Source organism: Massilia sp. UYP32, assembly GCF_050434365.1.
GTDB lineage: Bacteria > Pseudomonadota > Gammaproteobacteria > Burkholderiales > Burkholderiaceae_D > Telluria > Telluria timonae.
Map to the genome: position 1 here is coordinate 1 of NZ_JBNDIK010000044.1, position 25941 is coordinate 25941.

At 66.4% G+C, this 25941-nt stretch carries 21 protein-coding genes; 18 read left to right on the forward strand and 3 right to left on the reverse strand.

Annotated elements, in window-relative coordinates:
• Window positions 1–239 precede the first annotated feature (239 nt).
• From ABIB42_RS25160 to ABIB42_RS25185, 6 genes are all read left to right on the forward strand, one after another.
• Entirely contained in the window at window positions 240–1952 is a 1713-nt protein-coding gene (locus ABIB42_RS25160) for a RecQ family ATP-dependent DNA helicase (RefSeq protein WP_429249182.1), read from the forward strand.
• Between the two features lie 9 nt (window positions 1953–1961).
• Window positions 1962–2999 carry a ligase-associated DNA damage response exonuclease gene (locus tag ABIB42_RS25165; protein ID WP_429249186.1) on the forward strand — a complete coding sequence of 346 codons (1038 nt, stop codon included), beginning with the start codon at window positions 1962–1964 and terminating at the stop codon, window positions 2997–2999.
• Window positions 2992–4626: an ATP-dependent DNA ligase gene (locus tag ABIB42_RS25170; protein WP_429249183.1), complete on the forward strand. Its 1635-nt coding sequence runs from the start codon at window positions 2992–2994 to the stop codon at window positions 4624–4626. The genes ABIB42_RS25165 and ABIB42_RS25170 overlap by 8 nt, the downstream gene beginning before the upstream one ends.
• On the forward strand, window positions 4623–7094 hold the full coding sequence (locus tag ABIB42_RS25175; protein WP_005662706.1) for a ligase-associated DNA damage response DEXH box helicase: 2472 nt from the start codon (window positions 4623–4625) through the stop codon (window positions 7092–7094). Before ABIB42_RS25170 ends, ABIB42_RS25175 begins: the two co-directional genes overlap by 4 nt.
• Window positions 7091–7741, forward strand: a complete 651-nt coding sequence (gene pdeM, locus ABIB42_RS25180; RefSeq protein WP_312160556.1) for a ligase-associated DNA damage response endonuclease PdeM — start codon at window positions 7091–7093, stop codon at window positions 7739–7741. The genes ABIB42_RS25175 and pdeM overlap by 4 nt, the downstream gene beginning before the upstream one ends.
• A 102-nt stretch (window positions 7742–7843) precedes the next feature.
• On the forward strand, window positions 7844–8599 hold the full coding sequence (locus ABIB42_RS25185; RefSeq protein WP_429249184.1) for a hypothetical protein: 756 nt from the start codon (window positions 7844–7846) through the stop codon (window positions 8597–8599).
• 65 nt (window positions 8600–8664) lie between these two features.
• Here the strand turns inward: ABIB42_RS25185 and ABIB42_RS25190 are convergent, their stop codons facing one another.
• The 3 genes from ABIB42_RS25190 to ABIB42_RS25200 form a co-directional block, all read right to left on the reverse strand.
• Window positions 8665–9459, reverse strand: coding sequence for a Crp/Fnr family transcriptional regulator (locus tag ABIB42_RS25190; RefSeq protein ID WP_040774805.1), 795 nt, complete (start codon window positions 9457–9459; stop codon window positions 8665–8667).
• A 421-nt stretch (window positions 9460–9880) separates the two neighbouring features.
• The gene (locus tag ABIB42_RS25195; protein WP_005662702.1) at window positions 9881–10525 is read right to left on the reverse strand and encodes a response regulator; all 645 of its coding nucleotides are present in this window, start codon (window positions 10523–10525) and stop codon (window positions 9881–9883) included.
• A gap of 90 nt (window positions 10526–10615) precedes the next feature.
• The gene (locus ABIB42_RS25200; protein WP_005662701.1) at window positions 10616–11083 is read right to left on the reverse strand and encodes a universal stress protein; all 468 of its coding nucleotides are present in this window, start codon (window positions 11081–11083) and stop codon (window positions 10616–10618) included.
• Between the two features lie 378 nt (window positions 11084–11461).
• On the opposite strand from ABIB42_RS25200, the gene ABIB42_RS25205 reads away from it, so the two are divergent.
• The 12 genes from ABIB42_RS25205 (at window position 11462) to trpA (ending at window position 25840) form a co-directional block, all read left to right on the forward strand.
• A complete protein-coding gene (locus ABIB42_RS25205; protein WP_219864798.1) occupies window positions 11462–12337 on the forward strand; it encodes a protein phosphatase CheZ in 876 nt (291 codons plus the stop codon).
• On the forward strand, window positions 12337–14226 hold the full coding sequence (locus tag ABIB42_RS25210) for a chemotaxis protein CheA (protein WP_184240370.1): 1890 nt from the start codon (window positions 12337–12339) through the stop codon (window positions 14224–14226). The genes ABIB42_RS25205 and ABIB42_RS25210 overlap by 1 nt, the downstream gene beginning before the upstream one ends.
• A 248-nt stretch (window positions 14227–14474) precedes the next feature.
• Window positions 14475–15875: a 3-isopropylmalate dehydratase large subunit gene (leuC, locus tag ABIB42_RS25215; protein WP_005662698.1), complete on the forward strand. Its 1401-nt coding sequence runs from the start codon at window positions 14475–14477 to the stop codon at window positions 15873–15875.
• Window positions 15876–15918: 43 nt separating this feature from the next.
• Window positions 15919–16041, forward strand: a complete 123-nt coding sequence (locus ABIB42_RS25220; RefSeq protein ID WP_005662697.1) for an entericidin A/B family lipoprotein — start codon at window positions 15919–15921, stop codon at window positions 16039–16041.
• Window positions 16042–16049: 8 nt separating this feature from the next.
• A complete protein-coding gene (gene leuD / locus ABIB42_RS25225; RefSeq protein ID WP_005662696.1) occupies window positions 16050–16697 on the forward strand; it encodes a 3-isopropylmalate dehydratase small subunit in 648 nt (215 codons plus the stop codon).
• A 14-nt stretch (window positions 16698–16711) separates the two neighbouring features.
• Window positions 16712–17782 carry a 3-isopropylmalate dehydrogenase gene (gene leuB / locus ABIB42_RS25230; protein ID WP_005662695.1) on the forward strand — a complete coding sequence of 357 codons (1071 nt, stop codon included), beginning with the start codon at window positions 16712–16714 and terminating at the stop codon, window positions 17780–17782.
• Window positions 17783–17808: 26 nt separating this feature from the next.
• Window positions 17809–18936 carry an aspartate-semialdehyde dehydrogenase gene (asd, locus tag ABIB42_RS25235; protein ID WP_081589881.1) on the forward strand — a complete coding sequence of 376 codons (1128 nt, stop codon included), beginning with the start codon at window positions 17809–17811 and terminating at the stop codon, window positions 18934–18936.
• 222 nt (window positions 18937–19158) lie between these two features.
• Window positions 19159–22212, forward strand: a complete 3054-nt coding sequence (locus tag ABIB42_RS25240) for a FimV/HubP family polar landmark protein (protein ID WP_429249185.1) — start codon at window positions 19159–19161, stop codon at window positions 22210–22212.
• Entirely contained in the window at window positions 22209–23009 is an 801-nt protein-coding gene (gene truA / locus ABIB42_RS25245; protein ID WP_219864792.1) for a tRNA pseudouridine(38-40) synthase TruA, read from the forward strand. The genes ABIB42_RS25240 and truA overlap by 4 nt, the downstream gene beginning before the upstream one ends.
• 20 nt (window positions 23010–23029) lie before the next feature.
• Window positions 23030–23740: a phosphoribosylanthranilate isomerase gene (locus tag ABIB42_RS25250; protein WP_005662686.1), complete on the forward strand. Its 711-nt coding sequence runs from the start codon at window positions 23030–23032 to the stop codon at window positions 23738–23740.
• Window positions 23706–24962, forward strand: a complete 1257-nt coding sequence (gene trpB, locus ABIB42_RS25255) for a tryptophan synthase subunit beta (protein WP_005662684.1) — start codon at window positions 23706–23708, stop codon at window positions 24960–24962. The genes ABIB42_RS25250 and trpB overlap by 35 nt, the downstream gene beginning before the upstream one ends.
• A gap of 77 nt (window positions 24963–25039) precedes the next feature.
• A complete protein-coding gene (gene trpA, locus ABIB42_RS25260) occupies window positions 25040–25840 on the forward strand; it encodes a tryptophan synthase subunit alpha (RefSeq protein WP_184240374.1) in 801 nt (266 codons plus the stop codon).
• Window positions 25841–25941: the final 101 nt, after the last annotated feature.

Here is a 25941-nt window from a genome sequence, read left to right on the forward strand (position 1 = left end):
TTTTGGGCTTCTTGGTGGTCATCACTTCGGTCATGGAACAGTCCTTTCGGGATTATTTCATGACCCCGTTCCACACAGAAATTCTGACAGGCTCGAGAATTTGTGTCGCACAATTGACACAAGTAGCCTTGGCACTACACCCATAACGTGACGACCCCGCCAAAAGTTGACCTCCTACGCTTGAAGTAGGTGGCGTCCTATAGTCGAGTTGTCGCCGTACTAATAAAGTCGGCGTCATCATGACCCGACACGATCCCACCCTCATGCACCGCGGCCTGCTCGCCGTGCGCCGCAATACCATCCGACGCCTCCTGAACGCCGTGTTCGGCATCGCGCAGCTGCGCGAAGGCCAGCAGCGCGTGATCGACAGCGTGCTCGACGGCAAGGACACCCTGGCCATCATGCCTACCGGCGGCGGCAAGTCGCTGTGCTACCAGATCCCGGCCAAGATGCTGGAGGGGATCACGGTCGTTGTTTCCCCGCTCATCTCCCTCATGAAGGACCAGCTCGAGAAGCTGGAAGAGATCGGCATCCGCTCGGTCCAGGTCAACAGCAGCTTGTGCGCCGAAGAAGAACACGCGGCGCTCGAGGCGATCGCCAGCGAATCCTGCGAGATCGTGTTCTGCACGCCGGAACGCCTGGTCTCGCCCGACTTCATCGACGTGCTGCGCAAGGTCACGCTCGACATCGTCGTGATCGACGAGGCGCATTGCATCTCGCAATGGGGCCACGACTTCCGCCCGGCCTATATTGGCCTGGCCGCCGCGATCGAGGCGATCGGCCGCCCGCCGGTGCTGGCGCTCACGGCCACCGCCACCGACGAGGTGATCGCCGACATCGGCAAACAGCTGGGCCGCAAGCTGAACGTGATCAATACCGGCATCTACCGGCCCAACCTGCATTACCGCGTGCGGCAAGTCACCAGCGCCAGGGAGAAATACCAGGGGGCGCTGCGCCTGGTGCAGCAGACGCCAGGCGTCGGCATCGTGTACGTCGCCACCGTCAAGGTGGCCGAGGAGATGCTGGCCGTGCTCGAAGAAGCCGGCGAATCGGTCACGCTCTACCACGGCAAGCTGTCGGCAGCCGAGCGAAAGATGAACCAGGACCTGTTCATGGAGGGCGAGCGGCGCGTGATGGTGGCCACCAATGCCTTCGGCATGGGCATCGACAAGAGCGATACCCGCTTCGTGATCCACCTGCAGATCCCGGCCAATCTCGAATCCTATTACCAGGAATCGGGCCGCGCCGGCCGCGACGGCCTGGACGCCGAATGTACCCTGCTGTTCCTGCAGGACGACAAGCGCATCCAGCAGTTCTTCCTGGTCAAGCACTATCCGGATGCGCAAGAGCTGCAGCTGGTGCACGAGACCGTGCGCACCCTGCACGAGGACGGTCCCGTGACGGGCCGCCGTCTCGAACAGGCGCTGGAAGACATCGCCGAGTCGAATATCAAGGTCTGCCTCAAGCTGCTCAAGGACGCCAAGCTGGTGCGCCAGAACCGCAAGCTGGAATACCTGCCCAGCGCGGCCGAGCCGCGCCCTGGCGTGTATACGCGCCTGGCCCAGGTGTATGTCCAGAAGCAGGAGCGTGACAAGGAAGCGCTGGACCAGATGGTGAGCTACGCGGTGAGCGGCTTTTGCCGCTGGAAGCTGCTGCTCGATTACTTCGGCGACCAGGCGCCCGGTTTCGAGAAGTGCTGCAAGTGCGATAACTGCCTGAACCCGCCGGCCATGAGCCTGACCGAGGACATCGTCATCCGCGACGATGAGTTCGATCGCGAGCCGGCGCCCGAGCCGGTCAAGCCCAAATTCGAGGTCGGCGCGCGCGCCCGGTCGGCCAAGTATGGCGAAGGGGTGGTGGTCGCCATCGCCGGCGAGCAGGTGACGGTGGACTTTGCGGACGGGGAAAGCCGCAGCTTCATGGCTGACTTTCTCGAACAGGTGGAAGCCTAAGGGATGCCGATGGGAGACATGGTCGTCGTCCGCAAGGAGGGGCTGTACTGCGTGCCGGGGGATTTCTATATCGACCCGTGGCGGCCGGTGCCGCGCGCCGTCATCACGCACGCCCACGGCGACCACGCGCGCGTCGGCCACGGCCACTACTTGGCGGCGGCGCCCGGGATCGGTGTGCTCAAGTCGCGCCTGGGCGATATCTCGGTCGATGCGCTCGACTATGGCCAGAAAGTCACCCATAACGGCGTGACGATCTCGCTGCACCCGGCCGGCCATGTGCTTGGTTCCGCCCAGGTGCGCATGGAGTGCGGCGGCGAGGTCTGGGTGGCGTCGGGCGACTACAAGGTCGAACCGGACAAGACCTGCGCGCCGTTCGAGCCGGTGCGCTGCGACACCTTCATCACCGAATCGACCTTCGGCCTGCCGATCTACCGCTGGCAGCCGGAGCAGCAGGTGATGGACGAGATCAATGCCTGGTGGCGCAAGAACGCCGAGGAGGGCCGCTGCAGCGTGGTGTTCGCCTATTCCTTCGGCAAGGCGCAGCGCATCCTGGCCGGGCTCGATCCCTCGATCGGTCCCATCGTCTGCCACGGCTCGGTCGAGCCGCTCAACCGCGCCTACCGCGCGGAAGGCGTCGAGATTCCGCCGACCGTGATGGTGAGCGACGTCGACAAGGCGGCGCTGCGGCGCGCGCTGGTGGTGGCGCCGCCGTCCGCCAGCGGCTCGCCGTGGATGAAGCGCTTCGGCGACTACAGCGATTCCTTCGCGAGCGGCTGGATGCTGCTGCGCGGCGCGCGGCGCCGGCGCGGCGTCGACCGTGGCTTCGTGCTGTCCGACCACGCCGACTGGCCAGGCCTGATGAGCGCCATCAAGTCGACCGAGGCCGAACGCGTGATCGTCACCCACGGCTCGATCCCGATCCTGGTGCGCTGGCTGTGCCAGAACGGGCTGGATGCGTCGGGCTTCGAAACCGAATATGGCGACGAGGAAGAGGACGACGCAGTGGAGAAGCCATCGCCGCCGGCAGCAGGAGCAGCCGATGCGTGAATTCGCCCGCCTGTACGCCGACCTCGACGAAACCACGTCGACCACCCGCAAGCTCGACGCGCTGCAGGGCTATTTCGCCAATGCCGCGCCCGAGAACGCGGCCTGGGCTGTCTACTTCCTGGCCGGCGGCAAACCGCGCCAGGCGGTGCCGACCAAGCTGCTGCGCCAGTTCGCGATCGAGTACGCGGGCCTGGACGAATGGCTGTTCGATGAGTCCTACCACGCGGTGGGCGACTTCGCCGAAACCATCGCCCACATCCTGCCGCCGCCGACTGAGCGTTCGGACGTCGGCCTGGCCGAGTGGATGGAGCAGCGCATCGGGCCCTTGCGCGGCGCCGATCCGGGCCGCATCCGCGAAGCGCTGTTCATGTACTGGAACGAGCTGGATTGGCGCGAGCGCTTCCTGCTGGTGAAACTGATCGGCGGGGGCTTCCGCGTCGGCGTCTCGAAGCTGCTGGTCACGCGTGCGCTGGCGGCGATCGCGGCGGTCGACAGCAAATTGATTGCCCAGCGCCTGATGGGCTGGACCGACGGCCGCGTGAAACCCACAGCGACAGGCTTCCTGCAACTGATCGCCGAACAGTCGGACGAGGAACACAGGCTACGCGGCGGCCAGCCGTATCCCTTCTTCCTGTCGCACCAACTGAATGGCGACCCGGCCACCCTGGGCGAGCTGGATGACTGGCTGGTGGAGTGGAAGTACGACGGCATCCGCGCGCAACTGGTGCGGCGCGACGGCCAGAGCTTTCTATGGTCGCGCGGCGAAGACCTGATCACCGAGCGCTTTCCCGAGCTGGCGGCGGCGCGCCTGCCCGACGGGATGGTGCTCGACGGCGAGGTGCTGATCTGGCAGCCGGGGTGCGACATGCCGTCGCCCTTCGCCGACCTGCAAAAACGCATCGGGCGCAAGACCTTGTCCGCCAAGCTGCTGGGCGAGCTGCCGGCCGTGCTGTGCTGTTATGACTTGCTGGAACTCGACGGCGTCGACCTGCGCGGCTTGCCGCAGCACGAGCGGCGTGCGCTGCTCGAAGTGGAGGTCGCGAAGCTCGACCAGCCGCAGCTGCGCCTGTCGCCGCTGGTCCACGCCGACAGCTGGGAAGCGCTGGCGACCTTGCGCGCCGGCTCGCGCGCGCGCAGCGTCGAAGGCATGATGCTCAAGAGCCGCACGGCCCACTATGGCGTCGGCCGCACCAAGGACGTCGGCACCTGGTGGAAGTGGAAGATCGACCCCTACGCCATCGACGCCGTGCTGCTGTACGCCCAGCCGGGCAGCGGCCGGCGCGCCTCGCTGTACACCGACTACACCTTCGCCGTGTGGGATGGCGAAGGCGCCGAGCGCAAGCTGGTGCCGTTCGCGAAAGCCTATTCGGGCCTGACCGACGCCGAGATCGCCCAGGTCGACAACACGATCCGGCGCACGACCATCGAGAAATTCGGCCCGGTGCGCTCGGTCAAGCCGACCATGGTGTTCGAGATCGGCTTCGAGGGCATTGCGCTGTCGCCGCGCCACAAGGCGGGGATCGCGGTGCGCTTTCCGCGCATCCTGCGCCGGCGTCTTGACAAGCCGGTGGAAGAAGCCGATACGCTCGACACGCTCAAGGGCTTGCTGGAGGCGGCCACCGCATGAGCCGTAACCCTGTCAGCGCCCGCATCGACGCCTGGTTGTCCAGCCGCGGCTGGACCGCCTTTCCCTTCCAGCGCGCGGTGTGGAAGGCCGCGCTGAAGGGCGAATCGGGCCTGCTGCATGCGAATACCGGCGCCGGCAAGACCTTCGCGGTCTGGTTCGCGGCGCTGCAACGCGCCGGGCTCGACACGGGAAGGGCCAGGGCGGGCTTGCGCGTGCTGTGGATCACGCCGATGCGCGCGCTGGCGGCCGACACCCAGCGCGCGCTCGAGGATTCCGCCGCCGAGCTGCTGCCCGAGTGGCGCATCGGCGCGCGCACCGGCGACACCAAGTCGGCCGAGCGGGCGCGCCAGACGCGCAGCATGCCGGCGGCCCTGGTGACGACGCCCGAGAGCCTGTCGCTCATGATCAGCAATGCCGCCGCCCATGAACAGTTCCGCCATCTCGACATGGTCATCGTCGACGAGTGGCATGAGCTGATGGGCAGCAAGCGCGGCGTGCAGGTGCAGCTGGCGCTGGCCAGGCTGCGGCGCTGGCGTCCCGAACTGCTGGTATGGGGCGTGTCGGCGACGATGGGCAATCTCGACCTCGCGCGCCAGGTGCTGCTGGGAGGCGAGGAAGGAGCGGACGCGGGTGTCCTGGTCGAAGGCGATACGCGCAAGAAGATCGTGGTCGACTGCCTGATCCCCGAGAACGTCTCGCGCTTTCCCTGGGGCGGCCACCTGGGCCTGCAGATGCTGCAACCGGTGATCGACGAGATCGAGGGGCACGAGGCGACGCTGGTGTTCACCAATACCCGCTCGCAGGCCGAGATCTGGTACCAGAACATCCTGGAGGCGCGGCCCGACTGGGCCGGCGTGATCGCGCTGCACCACGGCTCGCTCGACCGCGAGGTGCGCGAGTGGGTCGAGCTGGGCCTCAAGAACGGCATCCTGAAGGCGGTGATCTGCACCGCCAGCCTGGACCTGGGCGTGGATTTCCTGCCGGTCGAGCGCGTGCTGCAGATCGGCAGCGCCAAGGGCGTGGCGCGCCTGCTGCAGCGCGCCGGCCGCAGCGGCCATGCGCCGGGCCGGGTCTCGCGCGTGACCCTGGTGCCGACCAACAGCCTGGAATTGCTGGAGGCGGCCGGCGCGAAGAAGGCGGTGGCGGCGCGCCGCATCGAAGGCCGTTACGTGCCGAATAAACCGTTCGACGTGCTGGTGCAGCACCTGGTGACGGTGGCGCTGGGCGGCGGCTTTCGCTCCGCAGAGTTGTATGAAGAGGTGCGCCGGGCCTGGTCCTACCGCCACCTGACCGAGGAAGAATGGCAGTGGGCGCTCGACTTCGTCGCGCGCGGCGGCCAGAGCCTGACCGTGTATCCCGAATACCGCCGCGTGCTGCCGGACCACGAGGGCGTCTACCGCGTGCCCGACAGCGCCATCGGCCGCCGGCACCGGATGGGCATCGGCACCATCATGTCGGACGCCACGATCCAGGTAAAGTACATGAGCGGCGGGCGCATCGGCAGCGTGGAGGAATCCTTCATCTCGCGCCTCAAGCCCGGCGACCGCTTCCTGTTCGGCGGGCGCATCTTGGAATTCGTGCGCGTGCACGAGCTGACCGCCTTCGTGAAACGCGCCAGCGGCAGCCGCGGCGCCATCGCGCGCTGGCAGGGCGCCAAGATGCCGATGTCGAACGAGCTGGCCCACGCCGCGCTGGAAGAGCTGCGCCTGGCCGACGGGGGCGTGTTCGACGGCCCCGAGATGCGCGCCATCGAGCCGCTCATCGCCATCCAGCAGCGCTGGTCGGCGCTGCCCACGAGCGAGGTGCTGGTGCTCGAGTCGATGAAGAGCCGCGAGGGTTACCACCTGTTCGTGTATCCGTTCGCGGGCCGTTCGGTGCACATGGGCCTGGCGTCGCTGATCGCCTTTCGCGTCGGCCGCGCGCAGCCGATCACGTTCTCGATCGCCATCAACGACTACGGCTTCGAGCTGATGGCGCCCGAACCGGTCGACTGGGCGCGCATGTTCGACGCGCCGACCGGCGCCGGCGTGGACCTGTTCGATACGGCGCGCCTGCTGGAAGACGTGATCGACAGCCTGAACGCGACCCAGCTGTCGCAGCAGCGCTTTCGCGAAGTGGCGCGGATCGCCGGCCTGGTGTTCTCGGGCTATCCGGGCCAGCCGAAGTCGAATCGCCAGCTGCAGGCCTCGTCCTCGCTGTTCTTCGAGGTGTTTCGCAAGCACGATGCCGGCAACCTGCTGCTCACCCAGGCCGAGCGCGAGGTGATGGAGCAGGAACTCGAACTGACGCGCCTGCGCGACACGCTGGCCGAGCTGCACGCGCGGAGGATCGCCTATCGCGAGGTGAAGCGCGCGACGCCGTTCGGTTTCGCCCTGATGGTCGAGCGCTTCCGCGAAAAGGTCAGCACCGAGAAGCTCAATGACCGTGTGGCGCGCATGCTGCGCGAACTCGAGAAGGCGGCGGCATGAGCGGCGCGATGGTGCAGGTGGCCGGCGAATTGCTCCTGCTGTTGCCGGAGAAGGCGATCTATTGGCCGCGCGAACGGATGCTGATCATCGCCGACATCCACTTCGGCAAGGCGGCCGCCTTCCGTTCGCTCGGGGTGCCGGTGCCGCGCGGCACGACCTCGGAAAACCTGGCCGGCCTCGACGCCCTGGTGGCCACCCACGGCGCGCGCCAGGTGGCCTTCCTGGGCGACTTCTTGCATGCGCGCGCCGCGCACGCCAGCTCGACCCAGCTGGCGATGCTGGCCTGGCGCCAGCGCCATCCGGATCTCGGCTTGATGCTGGTGCGCGGCAACCACGACCTGCATGCGGGCGACCCGGCAGCGGCGCTGGGAATCGCGCTGGTGGACGAGCCGCATGCGATCGGGCCGTTCGCCTTCTGCCACCATCCCGGCGTCGACGCGCCCGGCTATGGCCTGGCCGGCCACGTGCACCCGGTGTATGTGCTGGCGACCCGCTTCGATGCGCTGCGCCTGCCATGTTTCGTGGTCGGCGAGCAGGGACTGATCTTGCCGTCCTTCGGCGCGTTTACCGGCGGCCACGCGGTCAAGCCGGGGCCGGGCGACCGCATCTACGTGACGTCGGGCGATGCGGTCCACGCCGTGCGCTGAGGCTATCGGTTCGTAACCGTACGGACCTGGCTCTTTCGTACAGGTACTGTCTCCTGGAACTGAAGGCGGTGTGATGCCGTCTGCCAACCGAAGGAGATTGCCATGAAAAAACGCATCCTGATGTGTTCGCTGGTGGCTGCCCTGGCGCCGGCCGGCATGCTGCTGGCGACGAGCAGCACGGCCCTGGCGCAGACCACGCCGCCCGGCCGCACCGTGACGCCCGCCATCGAAGGCTTCCACGTCGAGAAGGTCGCGCGCCTGGAGCAGGGCGCCGCCTTGCACTTCCATGTCTACGGCACCCGGAACGCAACGGTGAACGTGACCATCGACGGCGCCACCCGCGGCGTCCAGATGCAGGAAACCGATCCCGGCCAGTACAGCGGCAGCTATGTGATCGGCAACCACGACCGCTTCCAGGCGAACAGCCCGGTGACCGCCGAAATGCGTCTGGGCAGCCAGGTCGCGACCACCGTGCTGCGCGACGGCCTGGTGAGCGGCGCGGCGGCCTCGGCGCAGGCGCAAGAACCCGCGCGGCAACTGGCCTCGAAGGAGGCCGGCGTCGCCAGCGCGGCGCCGGGCGCCGCGCCACCGCCACCGCCGCGCACGACCGAGCGTCCGCGCGTGGCGCGCTACTGCACCAGTTGCGCGGTCGTCGAGAAGGTCGAGATCGTACGTGAGGCAACCGGGGCAGCGCGGCCACTGGCCAGCGACGTGCAGGCCGCCCAGCGTTACAGGGTAACCGTTCGCTTCGACACCACGGAAGCGACGCAGGCGATCGAATACGACAACAACCCGGGCTACCGCAAGGGCGACCGGGTGCGTGTCAATGACGGGGTGCTGTCGCTCGACAAGGAGTAAGGCAGGCGGCAATGAAAATGCCCGCCTTGGCGGGCGGGCATCGTCGTTGGCTCGATGAGGGATAGTCAGACGGTGGCCAGCACCTGGTCGTCACCGGGCTGGTCGAGCTCGGCCTTCTGCTTGGCGCTGCCCTTGGTGCGCGAACGCGAGGGCGGCAGGCGGCGCAGCGTCTTGAGCGATTCGGCATCCTTGATGCCGATGGTGCGCTGGTCGACGGTGATCAGGCCGATTTCATTGAAGGCCGACAAGGTGCGGCTGACGGTCTCGAGCGTGAGGCCGAGGTAGCTGCCGATCTCGTGGCGCGTCATGCGCAGGTTGAACAGCTTGCTGGAATAACCCATCGCGGCGAAGCGGTCGGCCAGCGAGACCAGGAAGCGGGCCACGCGCGCCTCGGCCGACAGGGCGCCGAGCATGCCGATCATGGTCTGCTCGCGCACGAGTTCGCGGCTCATCACGCCGTACATCATGTTCTCGAGCTCGCTGTGGACGCGACCCAGTGCGGTCAGTTTCTTGAACGGCAGCAGGATCAGGTCGCAGTCGGACAGCGCCACGGCCTCGGAGGCGTAGTGGCGCGTGTGGATGCCGTCGACGCCGAGCATATCGCCCTTCATGGGGAAGCTCAGCACCTGTTCGTTGCCGAATTCGTCGATCAGCACCGTCTTGAGGAAGCCCGAGTTGACGATGTACAGGGTGTCGAAGGCCTGGCCGATCGTGTGCACGCGCTGGCCCGTCTTGAACTGCACGTGCTGGAACAATAATTCTTCGGAGCTCACCGACACGCTGGCTGGAATACGGAGCAGGTCGCACACTTCTTTCAGGTTGGACCAGAGGCGACCCTGGCGCTGGCGTCCGGCTTCCATCGGGGAATGCAGGGTAGGCTGGGTAACGTTGCGTTGATCTGACGGTGGCTGGGACTGCATGCTCATCTCCGGTAAGGAACTCAGGTTTCACGCGACCCCGGCGGCACGGCAGCGTGCGGAAAGCGCGTCTGCCATGCCATGGTTTTATATGGCTGACGCCGTGACTTGGATCGCAAGCAAGTCGAAACGCTGAATTCAGTATGCCAACACGAGTCCGGCACGAATATCAGCGTTGCCTGAATATGTAGGTAGGACAGATGGTGTGGTTGTAGGAATACTCCTACTACCAGGAACGCCGCCCGAATGACGGAAGGTGGCACAACAGAAACAGCAGGGGTGTGTCCGGGTGCCGGCGCCAGCCTGCGAAAAGAGGCGCACGCCGCACGAAAACCACGCGCGGCGGTCAAAGGAAATCAGCGAGTCACGCCTTCAGTGGCGACAACAGGCGGTGTGCGACGGCATATTGCACCATTTCGGACAGCGAACTCATGCCCATTTTCTGCATGATGCGGGTCTTGTGGGTGCTGACGGTTTTCACCGACAGGTGCAGGCCGTTGGCGATCTCGGTAATCGACTTGCCGCTGACCAGCAGCGAGAATACCTCGAATTCGCGGTCCGACAACTGCTTGTGCAACAACTGTTCGCTTGGCGCCATGATGTTCAGCGCCAGTTGTTCGGCCACTTCGGTACTGATGTACGGGCGTCCCGAGGCGACCTTGCGGATCGCCCCCACCAGCTGCGTGCCGGCGCTTTCCTTGGTGAGATAGCCCTGGGCGCCGGCCCGGATCGCGCGCACCGCGTACTGCTCTTCTTCGTGCATGGTCAGGATCAGGATGGCCAGCTTGGGCGCTTCGCTGCGCACCTGCCGGATCAGGTCGACGCCGCTGCGGCCGGGCATGGACAGGTCGAGCAGCAGCAGGTCGAAACCGCCCTGGCGTACCAGCGACAAGACTTCGAAGCCATTGGTGGCTTCGCCCACGATGTCGACTTCCTCGGCGCCGTCCAGGATGCGCTTGAGGCCTTCGCGCATGATCGTGTGGTCATCGGCGATGACGATTCTTACCATTATCGTTTCCTCGAGCCTGAAGCGGTTTCCTACCCTGATCAGCAAAAAAACTATTGTAGCTGTAAATACAAGAGCGCGTGGGCGGCGGGGTCAGGAAGCCGCCGGCTCGGCGATCAGGCGGTGCACCAGCACCGGCTTGGTCGTATGCGACAACACCTTGTTGGTGACGCTGCCCAGCAGCAGCTGGTTCCAGCCGCTGCGGCCGTGCGAGCCCATGAAGATCAGGTCGCAGCCTTCCTGCTCGGCGACGTCGACGATCTTGAGCGCCGCCGAATCGGAAAACGCCGTCATGCATTGGTACTGGAGATTGGCGCCGGCGCAGGAGCGCGTGATCTTGCCCATGTATTCCTCGCCCATGCGCCGCATCTGGGCGATGTAATCCTCTTCGCTGGGATAGGAGGGCGGGATGATCTCGACGTAGACGGGGTACTGGTACTCGGGAGCGACGAACAGGGCCAGCACCTCGGCGCCCATCTGCTGCGCGAATTTGACGCCGGCGCAGGCGGTGTGCTGCGACACGGCCGAACCGTCGGTGGTGATCAGGATCTTGCGGTACATGATGTTTCCTCCTCCTTGCCACGCCCATTCTGACGACTCAGTGCAGGATGGCGATTTCTGAGACGCAAACAGTTGAGGTCTATCAAATGAACAAACACTGCTGCGCTGCGACGGGAAAACCGACCTACGATTACAAAATACAACACCATGCTTATGAAAAGCATCAGGAACACCCGGTTTTAATTGTCGCGGAATTAAGTTTCCCTGTCCATTTTGTTGCATTGCCTTCTCTGAGATTTACCTACGGCAACCACACTGCTACACTCGCTTCAATTACTCCACCGCACTTTTTACGGCCGAACCGGCCCGGTGGATGCAGCAGAACCCCCGGATTGCAGAGCTGATTGCACATTTATACATTATGGAGAAGCAGGGATTATGACCGACGCCGCTGACGATTTCGACGCACTATTCGAGGAAGTGGCGGCGCAGCGCACCAGCGCACCGCCCGGCCCCTCCGCCGCGGCCGAGCCGGCCCTGGCCGCGGCCAGCAACGACGAGGACGACCTGGAATCCTTGTTCGACCAGGTGTCCGCCACCGCCGCGCCGGCTGTCGCCGCCGTGGCCGCCACTGCCGCGGTCGCCACCGTGGCGCCGGCCGCCGCACCGGCCGCTGGAACGCATGCCGACGACGGCCACGAAAACGGCATGTTCGAGCGCCTGGGCGGCATCGTTCGCCTGCTGCACGACTCGCTGCGCGAGCTGGGCTACGACAAGGCGCTGACCGAGGCGTCGTCGCAGATTGTCGACGCCCAGGACCGCCTGGAATACGTCGCCACGCTGACCGAACAGGCCGCCAACAAGGTGCTCAATACCCTGGACGAGGGCATGCCCGCGCAAGACCAGCTGCAAAAGCAGGCCAAGGACATGGAGACCCGCTGGGCCGACCTGTTCGAGGGCAAGCTGAGCCTGGACGAATTCAAGGCCCTGGCCGGCGATTCGCGCCAGTTCGCCGCGCTGGTCAACGAAGCGACCGAAGCCGAACGGGCGCGCCTGCTCGAGATCATGATGGCCCAGGACTTCCAGGACATCACCGGCCAGCTGATCAAGAAAGTGGTCAAGATCACGCAGACCGTCGAAAGCGAGCTGGCTCAGCTGCTGCGCGACCACGCGCCGGCCGATATCAAGGAAAAACTGGCCAAGAAAGAACAGCCGGCGGCCGCTCCGGCGCCGCTGATGCAGGGCCCGTCGGTGCCGGACGCGGCGCTGAACCAGGACAATGTTGACGATCTTCTTGCCGATCTGGGATTCTAATGGACGATATGCTGAAGGATTTCGTCGTCGAGGCGATGGATCTGGCGGTAAACGTAGAAGAGCACCTGCTGCGCCTCGAACGCGACCCCGATAACAAGGAAACGCTGAACGCGGTGTTCCGCTCGTTCCACACGATCAAGGGCGGCGCCGGTTTCATGGGCCTGCCGGCGCTGGTGGCGGCCTGCCACCTGACCGAGAACCTGTTCGACGCGCTGCGCACCGGCGCCGCGCCGGTGACGCCGCTCGCGGTCGAGGCCGCGCTGCAGGCGTCGGGCTTCGTGGCCGATCAACTGGGTGACCTGAACAACGGCACGCCGCCGGAAGGCCTGGCGCAGATGCCGGGCGACCTCGAACGCATCCTGATGGATGCGATCGAAGGCAAGGACAGCGCTCCGGCGGCGGCTGTTGCCGCACCGGCGCCGGTCGCCGCGGTGGCGGCTGCGGTTGCCCCGGAAACCGTGCCTGCCGCCGCGCCCGCCGCCGGCGAGGACGGCCTGGACTGGACCGGCATGTACAACGCCGTGGTCCCGGCCGCGAACGCGATCGATGCAAGCGCCGCAACCGCGGCTGTCCCTGCTGCCGCCCCCGCTGCTGCCGCGGTTGCCGTCGCCGCCCCGGTTGCCGCCCCTGCCGCTGCCGCGCCCGCCAAGAATTGGGACGGCGTCGAGCGCCGCACCGACACCAAGCCCGCCGCCGCCGCGCCGGCCAAGGACGAAAGCATCCGTATCGACGCGGTCAAGCTCGACGCGCTGCTCGAAGTGGCAGGCGAGTCGGTGCAGGCCGCCAACCAGGCCGCCGTGCTGCTGGAACGCCTGCAGCAGTTCAAGTTCGAAGGCCAGGCTGCCGTGCTGATCGCCACGCTCACCGAAACCCTGGAGCGCGCCTCGCGCTACTCGGCCGAGCTGCAGCGCGCCACGCTGGCGACCCGCATGCAGCCGGTGGGCCGCCTGTTCCAGAAATTCCCGCGCCTCGTGCGCGAGCTGGCGAAAGACCTGGGCAAGGACGTCGAGCTGACCATCGAAGGCGCCGAGACCGAAGTCGACCGCGTGGTGGTGGACAGCCTGTACGATCCGCTGGTGCACATGCTGCGTAACGCGCTCGACCACGGCGTCGAATCGCCCGAGGAACGCGTCGCCGCCGGCAAGCCGGCCAAGGCCTTCATCCTGCTGAAAGCCTGGCAAGAGGCCAACAGCGTCATGATCGTGCTGCAGGACGACGGCAAGGGCATGGATCCGGTCAAGCTGCGCAAGAAGGCGGTCGACAAGGGCCTGATCGGCGAGAACGGCGCCCAGAGCGACGAAGACGCCTACCAGCTCGTGTTCCTGCCGGGCTTCTCGACCAAGGAAGTGGCTTCCTCGGTGTCGGGCCGCGGCGTGGGCATGGACGTGGTCAAGACCGCGGTCGAGAAGAACCGCGGCGCGATCCGTATCGAATCCTCGCTGGGCAAGGGCACGCGCTTCGCGATCCGCCTGCCGATCGAGCTGTCGATCGTGCCGACCATGCTGGTGTCGACCTCGGGCGCGCAACTGGCGCTGCCGATGGCCGTCGTCGAGCGCGTGGTCGAGCTGCCGGACGATTTCGCCTGCGTCGGCGGCGCCCCGGTGCTGAAGGACCAGGGCCGCCCGCTGCCGGTGCGTTCGCTGGCGCTGGCGCTGGGCTACGAGGCCGCTTCCGAGAAGGTCGGCATCGTCATCAACGCGCCGCAGCCTTACATCCTGGCGATGGAAGCGGTGGACGGCACCGCCGACCTGGTGATCAAGCCGATGACCGCGCTGACGGTCGAAGGCATCACCGGCACCGCGCGCTCGGCCGAGGGCGAGCTGGTGCTGGTCGTTGGCCTGTCGTTCCTGATGGATGGCTGCCGCAGCAGCGTCAGGCTCGCAGCCTGAGGTAATTCGCAATATCGCGATCCGCGCCAAAAGCGCAGACAAAAGCCTGTGTCCTCGACACAGGCTTTTTTTATTTGCATCCAGCAAACCCCTTGCAAATATTATTTGCTGCGTGGTGAGGTCGTTGGCATAAACTGGCGCTGCCCCGCCTTGGTGCGGCACTGCACAACTATGGCATAATCGAAAACCGTCCCGCCTGTCGCACGATGGCGGGCCGCGCTTCACTTCACCGCAACACTGGATCGACCATGCAAAAAACGCTCTACGACAAACTCTGGGATTCCCATGTCGTGCGTGCCGACGCCGATGGCACCACAGTCCTCTATATCGACCGCCACCTGGTGCACGAAGTCACCAGCCCGCAAGCCTTCGACGGCCTGCGCGAGGCGGGGCGTGGACTATGGCGCGTGTCCGCGAACCTGGCCGTGGCCGACCACAACGTGCCGACCACCGACCGCGCCCAGGGCATCGCGGATCCGACCTCGCGCCTGCAGGTCGAGACGCTCGACGCCAACACCAAAGCGTTCGGCCTCACGTACTTCGACATGAACGACAAGCGCCAGGGCATCGTGCACGTGATCGGGCCGGAGCAGGGCGCGACCCTGCCGGGCATGACCGTCGTCTGCGGCGATTCGCATACCTCGACCCACGGCGCCTTCGGCTGCCTGGCGCACGGCATCGGCACCTCGGAAGTCGAGCACGTGCTGGCCACGCAGACCCTGCTGGCCAAGAAATCGAAATCGATGCTGGTCAAGGTCGAGGGCGAACTCAATCCCGGCGTGACCGCCAAGGACATCGTGCTGGCCGTGATCGGCAGGATCGGCACGGCCGGCGGCACCGGTTACGCCATCGAATTCGGCGGTTCGACCATCCGCGCGCTGTCGATGGAAGGCCGCATGACGGTCTGTAATATGGCGATCGAAGCGGGCGCGCGCGCCGGCATGGTGGCGGTCGACGACACCACGATCGCCTACGTCAAGGACCGTCCGTTCTCGCCCAAGGGCGAGCAGTGGAGCCAGGCCGTCGCCTACTGGCGCACCCTGCACACGGACGAGGGCGCGGTGTTCGACACCGTGGTCGAACTCGACGCCAAGGACATCCGGCCGCAGGTCACCTGGGGCACCTCGCCCGAGATGGTCACCGCGATCGACGGCCGCGTGCCCGATCCACAAAGTGAGCCCGACCCGGTGCGCCGCGGCGCCATCGAAAAGGCGCTGGCCTATATGGACCTGGCGCCGAACACACCGATCGACGCCATCGCGATCGACAAGGTATTCATCGGCTCGTGCACCAATTCGCGCATCGAAGACCTGCGCGCCGCCGCCGAGGTGGTGCGCGGCCGGCACCGCGCGCCGAACGTCAAGCTGGCCATGGTGGTGCCGGGTTCGGGCCTGGTCAAGGAGCAGGCCGAGCGCGAAGGGCTGGACCGCATCTTCGTCGATGCCGGCTTCGAATGGCGCGAGCCGGGCTGCTCGATGTGCCTGGCGATGAACGCCGACCGCCTGGAGCCGGGCGAGCGCTGCGCCTCGACCTCGAACCGCAACTTCGAAGGCCGCCAGGGCCAGGGCGGACGCACCCACCTGGTGTCGCCAGCGATGGCGGCGGCGGCGGGCATCGCCGGCCGCTTTGTCGACGTGCGCGCGCTCTGATGCGTTAACCGGACACGACCGTATATCAAGTAACAGGAAGATCATGAAAAAAGCACTCGCACTGTCCCTCATCACTGTTCTGCTGGCCGGCTGCAACACCATCTCGGGCATTGGCCGCGACGTGTCGAAAGTGGGCCAGGTCGTCACCAGCGCCGGCGGAAAGTAAGCGTTCAGATGGATAAATTCACCGTACACCAGGGCCTGGTGGCGCCGCTCGACCGCGCCAATGTCGATACCGACGCCATCATCCCGAAGCAGTTCCTGAAATCGATCCGCCGCACCGGCTTCGGCCCGAACCTGTTCGACGAGTGGCGCTACCTGGACCACGGCGAGCCGGGCCAGGATTGCAGCACGCGTCCGGTCAACCCGGACTTCGTGCTGAACCAGCCGCGCTACGCCGGCGCCTCGATCCTGCTGGCGCGCAAGAACTTCGGCTGCGGTTCCTCGCGCGAGCACGCGCCGTGGGCGCTGCAGCAGTATGGTTTCCGCGCCGTGGTCGCGCCGAGCTTCGCCGACATCTTCTTCAACAACTGCTTCAAGATCGGCCTGCTGCCGATCGCGCTCTCCGAAGAAGAAGTCGAGGCGCTGTTCCAGGCGGTGGAAAGCAATGAAGGTTTCCAGCTCGTGATCGACCTGGAGCAGCAGCTGATCGGCACCCAGGACGGCAGCCTGTCGTTCGCTTTCGCCATCGACGAGTTCCGTAAGTACTGCCTGCTCAACGGCCTGGACGACATCGGCCTGACCCTGCGCCATGCCGACGAGATCCGCGCCTTCGAGCAGCGCCACGTCGCGGCCCAGCCGTGGCTCGCCAACACCATCTGATAGAAAGCAGCTGAATGAAAATCGCGATCCTGCCGGGTGACGGCATCGGCCCGGAGATCACCGCGCAAGCAGTGAAGGTATTGAACGCCCTCGGCGAATCGTTCGAGATGGAAAGCGCGGAAGTCGGCGGCGCCGGCTATGCGGCCCACGGCCATCCGCTGCCGGAAGGCACCCTGAAGCTGGCGAAACAGGCCGATGCGGTGCTGTTCGGCGCCGTCGGCGACTACAAGTACGACACGCTCGAGCGCGCGCTGCGTCCGGAACAGGCCATCCTCGGCCTGCGCCGCGAGTTGAACCTGTTCGCCAACCTGCGTCCGGCGATCCTGTATCCGGAACTGGCCGGCGCCTCGACCCTGAAGCCCGAAGTCGTCTCTGGCCTCGACATCCTGATCATCCGCGAACTGACGGGCGACATTTATTTCGGCAAGCCGCGCGGCGTGCGCGAGTGCCCGGACGGTCCATTCAAGGGCCAGCGCGAAGGCTTCGACACCATGCGCTACGCCGAAGGCGAGATCCGCCGCATCGCCCACGTCGCCTTCCAGGCCGCCCGCAAGCGCGACAAGCGCGTGACCAGCGTCGACAAGGCCAATGTGCTGGAAACCTTCCAGTTCTGGCGCGACATCGTCACCGAGGTGCACCAGGAATACCAGGACGTCGCGCTCGAACACATGTATGTCGATAACGCGGCCATGCAGCTCGTTCGCGCCCCGAAAAAGTTCGATGTCATCGTTACTGGTAATATGTTCGGCGATATCCTGTCGGATGCCGCGGCGATGCTCACCGGTTCGATCGGCATGCTGCCGTCGGCCTCGCTCGACGCCAACAACAAGGGCCTGTACGAACCGTCGCACGGCTCGGCGCCCGACATCGCGGGGCAGGGCGTGGCCAATCCATTGGCGACGATCCTGTCGGCGGCGATGATGCTTCGCTTCTCGCTCGGCCTGCTCGACCAGGCGGACCGCATCGAGAACGCCGTCAAGCGCGTACTGGCGCAAGGGCTGCGTACGCCGGATATTTTCGAAGCAGGTTCCACGAAAGTGGGCACCGAAGAGATGGGCAACGCGGTGGTCGCGGCGCTCGCATAACGTTTAGTTAACCCTGAAAGAAGATGATGAAATTAGTTGGTCTGGTAGGTTGGCGCGGCATGGTCGGCTCGGTCCTCATGCAGCGCATGCAAGAGGAAGGCGATTTCGACCACATCGAGCCGGTGTTCTTCACCACCTCGAATCCGGGCGGCGCCGCGCCGAAGATGGCGAAAAACGAAACCACCCTGAAAAGCGCGACCGACATTACTGAACTGTCGAAATGCGAGATCATCATCTCCTGCCAGGGTGGCGACTATACGAGCGAGGTGTTCCCGCAACTGCGCGCGGCCGGCTGGAACGGCTACTGGATCGACGCCGCGTCGACCTTGCGCATGAACGATGACGCCGTCATCGTGCTGGATCCGGTCAATCGCAGCGTGATCGACGCCGCGCTGGCGAAAGGCGTGAAAAACTACATCGGCGGCAACTGCACCGTGTCGTGCATGCTGATCGGCTTGGGCGGCCTGTTCGAGCAGGGCCTGGTCGAGTGGATGACCTCCATGACCTATCAGGCGGCATCGGGCGGCGGCGCCCAGCACATGCGCGAACTGCTGACCCAGTTCGGCACGATCAACAATTCGGTGAAGTCGCTGCTCGACGATCCGGCCTCGGCCATTCTCGAGATCGACCGCACCGTGCTGGCGACCCAGCATGGTCTCTCGGCCGACGAGACGAAGCAGTTCGGCGTGCCGCTGGCCGGCAACCTGATCCCGTGGATCGACAAGGACCTGGGCAACGGCCAGTCGAAAGAAGAGTGGAAGGCGGGCGCCGAGACCAACAAGATCCTGGGCCGCGGCGCGGGCTTCGACACCAAGGCAATCCCGGTCGACGGCCTGTGCGTGCGCATCGGCGCGATGCGCTGCCACTCGCAGGCATTGACCATCAAGCTCACCAAGGATGTGCCGCTGGACGAGATCAACGACATCATCGCGCAGCACAACGGGTGGGTGAAGGTAGTGCCGAACACCCGCGAAGCGTCGATGCGCGACCTGTCGCCGGCAGCCGTCACCGGCGGCCTGGGCATCCCGGTCGGCCGCCTGCGCAAGATGTCGATGGGCGACAACTACCTGTCGGCCTTCACGGTCGGCGACCAGCTGCTGTGGGGCGCCGCCGAACCGCTGCGCCGCATGCTGCGCATCGTGCTCGAGCGATAATCTTTCCTGTTGCCTTGATGGCAACTGACATGCAATCCGAGTATCGAATGCCCCGCTAGCGGGGCATTTGTTTTACAGAAGGCGCATACTCCGGTCGTCCGGGTGCGTCGAGACCTTGCGTGCTCCAGAGCATGATGTTATGTTGAGACTCCGGGAAACCGCCTTTCCCTCGGCCAACTCATTCCGCTGCTAACTATGCATTCTTCGCACCAATCTCCGCTCGTGGCAACCGCGCTGAAATCGATCACCGCCGCCGTCGCCAGTGCAGTGTTCCTGACTTCCGCCGCCAACGCAGCCGGGCTGGGGAAATTGACGGTGCTGTCGGCGCTTGGCCAGCCGCTGCGCGCCGAGATCGAGCTGACGGCCGGCGCCGGCGAAGACCCGGCAAGCATGGCGGTCAAGCTGGCTTCGCCCGAAGCCTTCCGCGCCGCGAACATCGAATTCAACCCGGCCCTGCTGTCGCTGCGCTTCGCGGTCGAAGAGCGCGGCGGACGCCAGGTGATCCGGGTCAGCTCGACCCAGCCGCTCAACGAGCCCTTCGTCGACATGCTGCTGGAGCTGACCTGGAATAACGGCCGCCTGGTGCGCGAATACACCTTCCTGCTCGACCCGGCCGAGCTGCGCACGACCCAGCCGGCCCAGGTGGCGGCGGCGCCGCAGAGCCGGCCCGCCGCGCCGCGCGCATCGACCACGCCTGCCGCGCCAGCGGCTGCGGCGCCTGCTGAAGAAGCGCGCATCGCCGCCGCCCGCCGCGGCGCCGAGCGCCAGGCGCGCGAAGCCCAGGCGCGCGAAGCGCAGGACAGCTACCGCGTGCGCCGCGGCGACACGCTCAGCGGCATCGCGCTCGACGTCAAGCCGGCCGACATCTCGCTCGACATGATGCTGGTCGCGCTGTACCGCGCCAATCCCGACGCCTTCATTGGCAACAATATGAACCGCCTGAAGTCGGGCCAGATCCTGAGCATCCCGGACGCCGATTCGGTGCGCGGCGGCGCCAGCCAGGGCGAGGCGCGCGGCGTGGTCGTGGCCCATGCGGCCGACTTCGACGCCTACCGCAACAAGCTGGCCGGCCAGGTGGCCAGCAGCGCGCCGAGCGCCACGCCGCAGGGCGGCCAGAGCGCCAGCGGTCGCGTCACCGCCCGCGTCGAGCAGCAGCCGACCGCCGTCAGCGAAGCGCAGGACAAGCTGCAGCTGTCCAAGGCCACGCCCGGCGCGGCCGGCGCGCCGGACGACGGCACCGCCAGCGTCGAGGATACGGTGGCCAAGGAGCGCGAGCTGGCGCAGGCCGAGGCGCGCGTGAAGGAACTCGAACGCAACGTCAACGAACTCGAAAACCTGATGACGGTGCCGAGCCGCTCAGGCGCCGAAGCCGAGCAGGCCGCCGCCGCCGCTGCTGCGACGGCCGCCGCCGAGAAGCCGGCGGCCAAGCCCGCGCCGCGCCCGCGTCCGGCAAAGCCGGCCCCGCCGCCGGAAAAAAACCTGGTCGACACCATCCTGGACAATATGCTCTACATCGGCGCCGGCGCGCTGGTGCTGCTGCTGGCCGCGCTCGGCATCTCCCAGCGCCGCAAGCGCAACGCGCAAGCGGTCAAGCCCCCGCCGGCCGAACCGTCGGTGCTGGGCGTGCCCGGCGCCAGCGCCCACTCGCTGTTCGCCGAAACCGGCGGCCAGAGCGTGGACACGAACAATAGCGTGTTCAATTCCAGCTTCGCGCCATCGGCCAGCCAGCTCGACACCAACGAGGTCGATCCGGTCGCCGAAGCGGACGTCTACATCGCCTATGGCCGCGACGCCCAGGCCGAGGAAATCCTGAAAGAGGCGCTGCGCGTCCATCCGGAACGCCATCCGGTGCGCCTTAAGCTGCTCGAGATCTACGCCACCCGCAAGGACCTGCGCGCCTTCGAAGCCCAGGCGCGCGAGCTGCATGCCTTCACCGGCGGCCAGGGCGACGAATGGGCCCAGGCCGCGGCGCTGGGCCTGAGCCTGGACCCGACCAATCCGCTGTATGCGAACGCCGCCCCGGCCGCGGCCCCGACGCCGTCGCCGCAGGAACGCAACCAGCAGGCGATCCTGTCGCAGCAGTTCGAGGACGCCTTCCGTGGCGGCCCGTCGGTGGGCGCGGGCGCCGCGGCCGGCGTGGCTGCTGGCGCTGCCGCCGGCGCTGCCGCCGTGGCCCTGGCCAAGGACGACGAGGATCGCACGGCCGCGCCGCAGGCCGAGCCGGCCCCGGAGGCACGCACCGAAACCCGCAACGACGACAACACGCTCGACTTCGACCTCGGCGGCCTGACGTTCGAGCCGGTGACGAATGCCGACACGGCGCCGCCGGCGGCCAGCCGTCCTGACCCGGATGCGACCGCCGTGCCGGACCTGGAATTCGACATGGCGCCGTTCGCGCCGCCAGGCAGCGCGCCAGAGCAGGTCAAGAGCACGGCGGATGCGAACGACCTCGATTTCGACATGGACTTCGGCACCGGGGCGACCTCCCGGCCAGCGGCTGCCGCGGCCACGGTCGACGATGACGACGACTTCACGCTCGACCTGTCGCCGCAGTCGCAGGTGCAGGCGACCCCGGTCGACATGGCCGGCCTGGCCAAGGACTTCGAGGGCTTGCCGCCGCTGCCGGGCAGCACTCCGCAGCCGACCGTGGCGCAGGCCGATCCGCTGCACGACCTCGATTCCATGGACTTTTCCGCGCCAACCCTGCCTGTGACGCCGGCGTTCGACGAAACGCCGGCGCGTCCTGCCGCCGCGGCAAGCGCATCGGAAGATCCGTTGTTCGACCTGGACAGCATGGACTTCGGCACGCCGGGCGAAGCACGCGCGGAAGGCGGCGCCGAGCCGAAGGACTTCGGTGCGCGCGTCGACGATCCGTTCGACATGTTCGACCTGCCCGAGACCCCGGCGCCAGTGCCGGCGCCGCAGGAAGTGTCGGCGCGCGACGCCTTCGAACCTGCTTCGGCTCCCCCATCGGCGCCGGCCGACGACAGGGCCGCGCCATCGTTCGACCTGGCCGAGTTCGACCTCGACCTGCCGCCCGAACCTGCCACCGCGCAGCCCGCGGCGACCGCGGCGACCGAGCTGGGCGCGGTGGAATCCGAGCCGGGCCAGATGTCGCCCGAGCACATGGAGATGGAAACCAAGCTCGATCTCGCCATCGCCTACCAGGAGATCGGCGACAAGGAAGGCGCGCGCGAGCTGCTGGACGAAGTCATCAAGGGCGGCAATCCCGAACAGGTCGGCAAGGCCAGCGCGATGAGGGAACTGCTGGCGTGACCCGTATCGCTTTGGGTGTCCAGTACATCGGCACCGGTTGGAACGGCTACCAGAAACAGCCGGAACGAAACACCGTCCAGGACCGTCTCGAGATCGCGCTGGAGAAGTTCGCCTGCGTCCCGCTGCACACCACGTGCGCCGGCCGCACCGACGCCGGCGTGCACGCCATCGAGCAGGTCGTCCATTTCGATACCGACCTGGCGCGCCCGGCCCAGTCGTGGGTGCGCGGCGTGAATGCCTTCCTGCCCGAGTCGATCGTGGTGCGCTGGGCCGCCGTGGTGGAGCCCGACGCGGAAGGGCAGGATTTCCACGCCCGTTTCTCGGCCCGCTCGCGCACCTATCACTACGTGCTCTACAACCATCCGAACCCGTCGGCGCTGCTGGCCAAGCGGGCAGGGTGGGTGTTCCGTCCGCTCGACGTCGAGCGCATGCGCGAAGGCGCGCGGCACCTGATCGGCACCCACGATTTCTCGAGCTTCCGCGCCAGCGGCTGCCAGGCGAACACGCCGGTGAAGGACATGCACGAGGTGAGCATCGCGCGCCATGGCGACATCATCGTGTTCACCCTGCGCGCCAGCGCCTTCCTGCACCATATGGTGCGCAATATCGTCGGCTCGCTGATCTATATCGGCACCGGCCGCAACGAGCCGGCGTGGATGCGCGAGGTGCTCGAAGCCCGTTCGCGCGACGCCGCCGCGCCGACCTTCATGCCGGACGGCCTGTATTTCGCGAAGATCGAGTACGATCCGAAGTGGAAGCTGCCGCAGGAGGACGCCACGCCCCTGCCGTGGCTGTGATCGATTTTCCAGGAATAGCCATGCGACGTACCCGTATCAAGATCTGCGGCATCACCCGCGAGCAAGACCTGCGCGCGGCGGTCGAGCAGGGCGCCGACGCGCTCGGCTTCGTCTTCTATCCGAAAAGCCCGCGCTACATCACGCCGGCGCGCGCGGCCGAGCTGTGCGCGATCCTGCCGCCGTTCGTGAGCGGCGTCGCGCTGTTCGTGAACCCGACCCTGGACGAGGTGCGCGCGGTGGCAGGCAGCATGCCGCTGGGGCTGATCCAGTTCCACGGCGACGAAACGGCCGAGGAGTGCGCCGCCATCGCGGCGGAAGTAGAGCGGCCTTTCGTGCGCGCCTACCGCATCAAGCCTGACACGCCGCCCGCGGCTTTGCTAGAATGCGAATCTGCATACCGCGCCGCCAGTCCATGGTTCTCGGGCCTCCTGCTCGACACCTGGGTGGATGCTTACGGCGGCGCAGGAAAGGTCTTCGATTGGTCTCTTATTCCAAAAGAGCTCGCGCCTCGGGTCGTTTTGAGTGGTGGGTTGAGCGTACACAACGTCCTTGAGGCGACCGAACGTGTTCGTCCCTTTGCCGTCGACATCAGCAGTGGTGTCGAGGAAGCGAAGGGGATCAAGGATGCCCGCAAGATCGCCGCCTTCGTGGCGGCGGTGCGGGCAGCCGATGCCACCATCGATAGCGAGTCGCACCATGACCACCAAAGACACCATCACGGCCCAGCTTAACGCTGCGCCCCTGTTCAAGACCCCGGATTACGCCCTGCCCGATGCGGTCGGGCACTTCGGCCCCTATGGCGGCAGCTTCGTCGCCGAAACCCTGTCGCACGCGCTGGCCGAGCTGAACGAGGCCTATGCGAAGTACGCGCAGGATCCTGAATTTCTCGAGGAATTCCGCTACGAGCTGGCCCACTTCGTCGGCCGTCCGTCGCCGGTGTATCACGCGCGGCGCTGGTCCGAGCTGGCCGGCGGCGCCCAGGTCTATTTCAAGCGCGAAGACCTGAACCACACGGGCGCGCACAAGATCAATAACGTGATCGGCCAGGCCCTGCTGGCGCGGCGCATGGGCAAGCAGCGCATCATCGCCGAGACCGGCGCCGGCCAGCACGGCGTGGCCACCGCCACCATCTGCGCGCGCTTCGGCCTGGAGTGCGTGGTCTACATGGGCGCGGAAGACGTCAAGCGCCAGGCGCAGAACGTGTACCGCATGAAGCTCTTGGGCGCGACCGTGGTGCCGGTGGAATCGGGCTCCAAGACCCTGAAGGACGCGCTCAACGAGGCGATGCGCGACTGGGTCACGAATATCGAAAACACCTTCTACATCATCGGCACGGTGGCGGGCCCGCATCCGTATCCGATGATGGTGCGCGACTTCCAGTCGGTGATCGGCGAGGAATGCCGCGTGCAGATGCCGGCCATGGCGGGGCGCCAGCCTGATTACGTGGTCGCCTGCATCGGCGGCGGCTCCAACGCGATGGGCATCTTTTACCCGTATATCGGTGAGCCGGGCGTGCAGCTGGTGGGCGTCGAGGCGGCGGGCGAGGGGCTCGGTTCGGGCAAGCATGCGGCTTCGCTGACGGCTGGCCTGCCGGGCGTGTTGCACGGCAACCGCACGTATCTGCTGCAGGACGAGAATGGCCAGATCATCGAGACGCATTCGGTGTCGGCCGGCCTGGATTATCCGGGCGTCGGTCCGGAACACGCCTGGCTGAAGGATTCGGCACGCGCGCAATACGTGTCGATTACCGATGAAGAGGCGCTGCAGACCTTCCACGACTGCTGCCGCATCGAGGGGATCATTCCGGCGCTGGAATCGTCGCATGCGATCGCCTATGGCGTGAAGCTGGCGGCGACCCTGCCGAAGGACAAGATCATCCTGGTCAACCTGTCGGGCCGCGGCGACAAGGACATGCACACGGTGGCGCAGCGGATGGGAATGGATTTCAGCTGAGATCCAGTTCCGTCTTGTTCCGGCCGTACGCGGCCGGAGCACCGCACCATCCGTGACTTTTACAAAGGAAGAACAGCATGTCCCGCATCGCATCCACTTTTACCGCACTCAAGGCGCAGAACAAGACCGCCCTGGTGACCTTCATCACCGCCGGCGACCCCGGCCCCGAACTGACCGTGCCGCTGATGCACGCCCTGGTGGCGGGCGGTGCCGACGTCCTGGAACTGGGCGTGCCGTTCTCGGACCCGATGGCCGAGGGCCCGGTGATCCAGCGCGCCTGCGAGCGCGCGCTCAAGTTCAATATCGGCCTGAAGGACGTGTTCGCCTTCGTGCGCGAATTCCGCCAGACCGACACCAGCACCCCTGTCGTGCTGATGGGCTACGCCAACCCGATCGAGCGCATCGGCCAGTCTGAATTCATCCGCTGCGCGAAAGAGGCGGGCGCCGACGGCGCCATCGTCGTCGACTACCCGCCCGAAGAATGCGCGGACTTTGCCGCCGCCATGCGCGACAACGGCCTCGACCTGATCTTCCTGCTGGCGCCGACCTCGACCACCGAGCGCGTGAAGCAGGTGGCCCAGTACGGCGGCGGCTTCAGTTATTACGTCTCACTCAAGGGGGTGACGGGTTCCGGCGCGATCGACACCGACGACGTGGCGCGCCGCGTGAGCGCCATCCGCGAACACGTGAAGCTGCCGATCGGCGTCGGCTTCGGCATCCGCGACGGCGCGACCGCGAAGGCGGTGGCGCAGGTGGCCGACGCGGTCGTGATCGGCAGCCGCATCATCCAGGAAATCGAAGCGCACCCCGCAAGCGAGGCCGTGGAGGCCGTCCGCAGCTTCACCTCCGGCATCCGCACCGCCCTCGACGCGCGCTAAGCCGCTAATGAGGGTCAGATACCGTCTTGGATTGCAAGGTTTTTGTGAAGGTAATTGGCGTCAAATGGCTTGCCGGTTCGAACGACGCCGTAGATCAGATG

Coding starts and splice junctions, on each gene's coding strand:
- pdeM (WP_312160556.1), top strand. CDS start 7,091: ATGAGCGGCGCGATGGTGCAGGTGGCCGGCGAATTGCTCCTGCTGTTG.
- ABIB42_RS25175 (WP_005662706.1), top strand. CDS start 4,623: ATGAGCCGTAACCCTGTCAGCGCCCGCATCGACGCCTGGTTGTCCAGC.
- ABIB42_RS25210 (WP_184240370.1), top strand. CDS start 12,337: ATGGACGATATGCTGAAGGATTTCGTCGTCGAGGCGATGGATCTGGCG.
- leuD (WP_005662696.1), top strand. CDS start 16,050: ATGGATAAATTCACCGTACACCAGGGCCTGGTGGCGCCGCTCGACCGC.
- leuB (WP_005662695.1), top strand. CDS start 16,712: ATGAAAATCGCGATCCTGCCGGGTGACGGCATCGGCCCGGAGATCACC.
- ABIB42_RS25190 (WP_040774805.1), bottom strand. CDS start 9,459: ATGGAAGCCGGACGCCAGCGCCAGGGTCGCCTCTGGTCCAACCTGAAA.
- ABIB42_RS25160 (WP_429249182.1), top strand. CDS start 240: ATGACCCGACACGATCCCACCCTCATGCACCGCGGCCTGCTCGCCGTG.
- ABIB42_RS25250 (WP_005662686.1), top strand. CDS start 23,030: ATGCGACGTACCCGTATCAAGATCTGCGGCATCACCCGCGAGCAAGAC.
- leuC (WP_005662698.1), top strand. CDS start 14,475: ATGCAAAAAACGCTCTACGACAAACTCTGGGATTCCCATGTCGTGCGT.
- ABIB42_RS25220 (WP_005662697.1), top strand. CDS start 15,919: ATGAAAAAAGCACTCGCACTGTCCCTCATCACTGTTCTGCTGGCCGGC.
- ABIB42_RS25205 (WP_219864798.1), top strand. CDS start 11,462: ATGACCGACGCCGCTGACGATTTCGACGCACTATTCGAGGAAGTGGCG.
- ABIB42_RS25185 (WP_429249184.1), top strand. CDS start 7,844: ATGAAAAAACGCATCCTGATGTGTTCGCTGGTGGCTGCCCTGGCGCCG.
- ABIB42_RS25195 (WP_005662702.1), bottom strand. CDS start 10,525: ATGGTAAGAATCGTCATCGCCGATGACCACACGATCATGCGCGAAGGC.
- asd (WP_081589881.1), top strand. CDS start 17,809: ATGAAATTAGTTGGTCTGGTAGGTTGGCGCGGCATGGTCGGCTCGGTC.
- trpA (WP_184240374.1), top strand. CDS start 25,040: ATGTCCCGCATCGCATCCACTTTTACCGCACTCAAGGCGCAGAACAAG.
- ABIB42_RS25170 (WP_429249183.1), top strand. CDS start 2,992: ATGCGTGAATTCGCCCGCCTGTACGCCGACCTCGACGAAACCACGTCG.
- ABIB42_RS25165 (WP_429249186.1), top strand. CDS start 1,962: ATGGGAGACATGGTCGTCGTCCGCAAGGAGGGGCTGTACTGCGTGCCG.
- ABIB42_RS25200 (WP_005662701.1), bottom strand. CDS start 11,083: ATGTACCGCAAGATCCTGATCACCACCGACGGTTCGGCCGTGTCGCAG.
- trpB (WP_005662684.1), top strand. CDS start 23,706: ATGACCACCAAAGACACCATCACGGCCCAGCTTAACGCTGCGCCCCTG.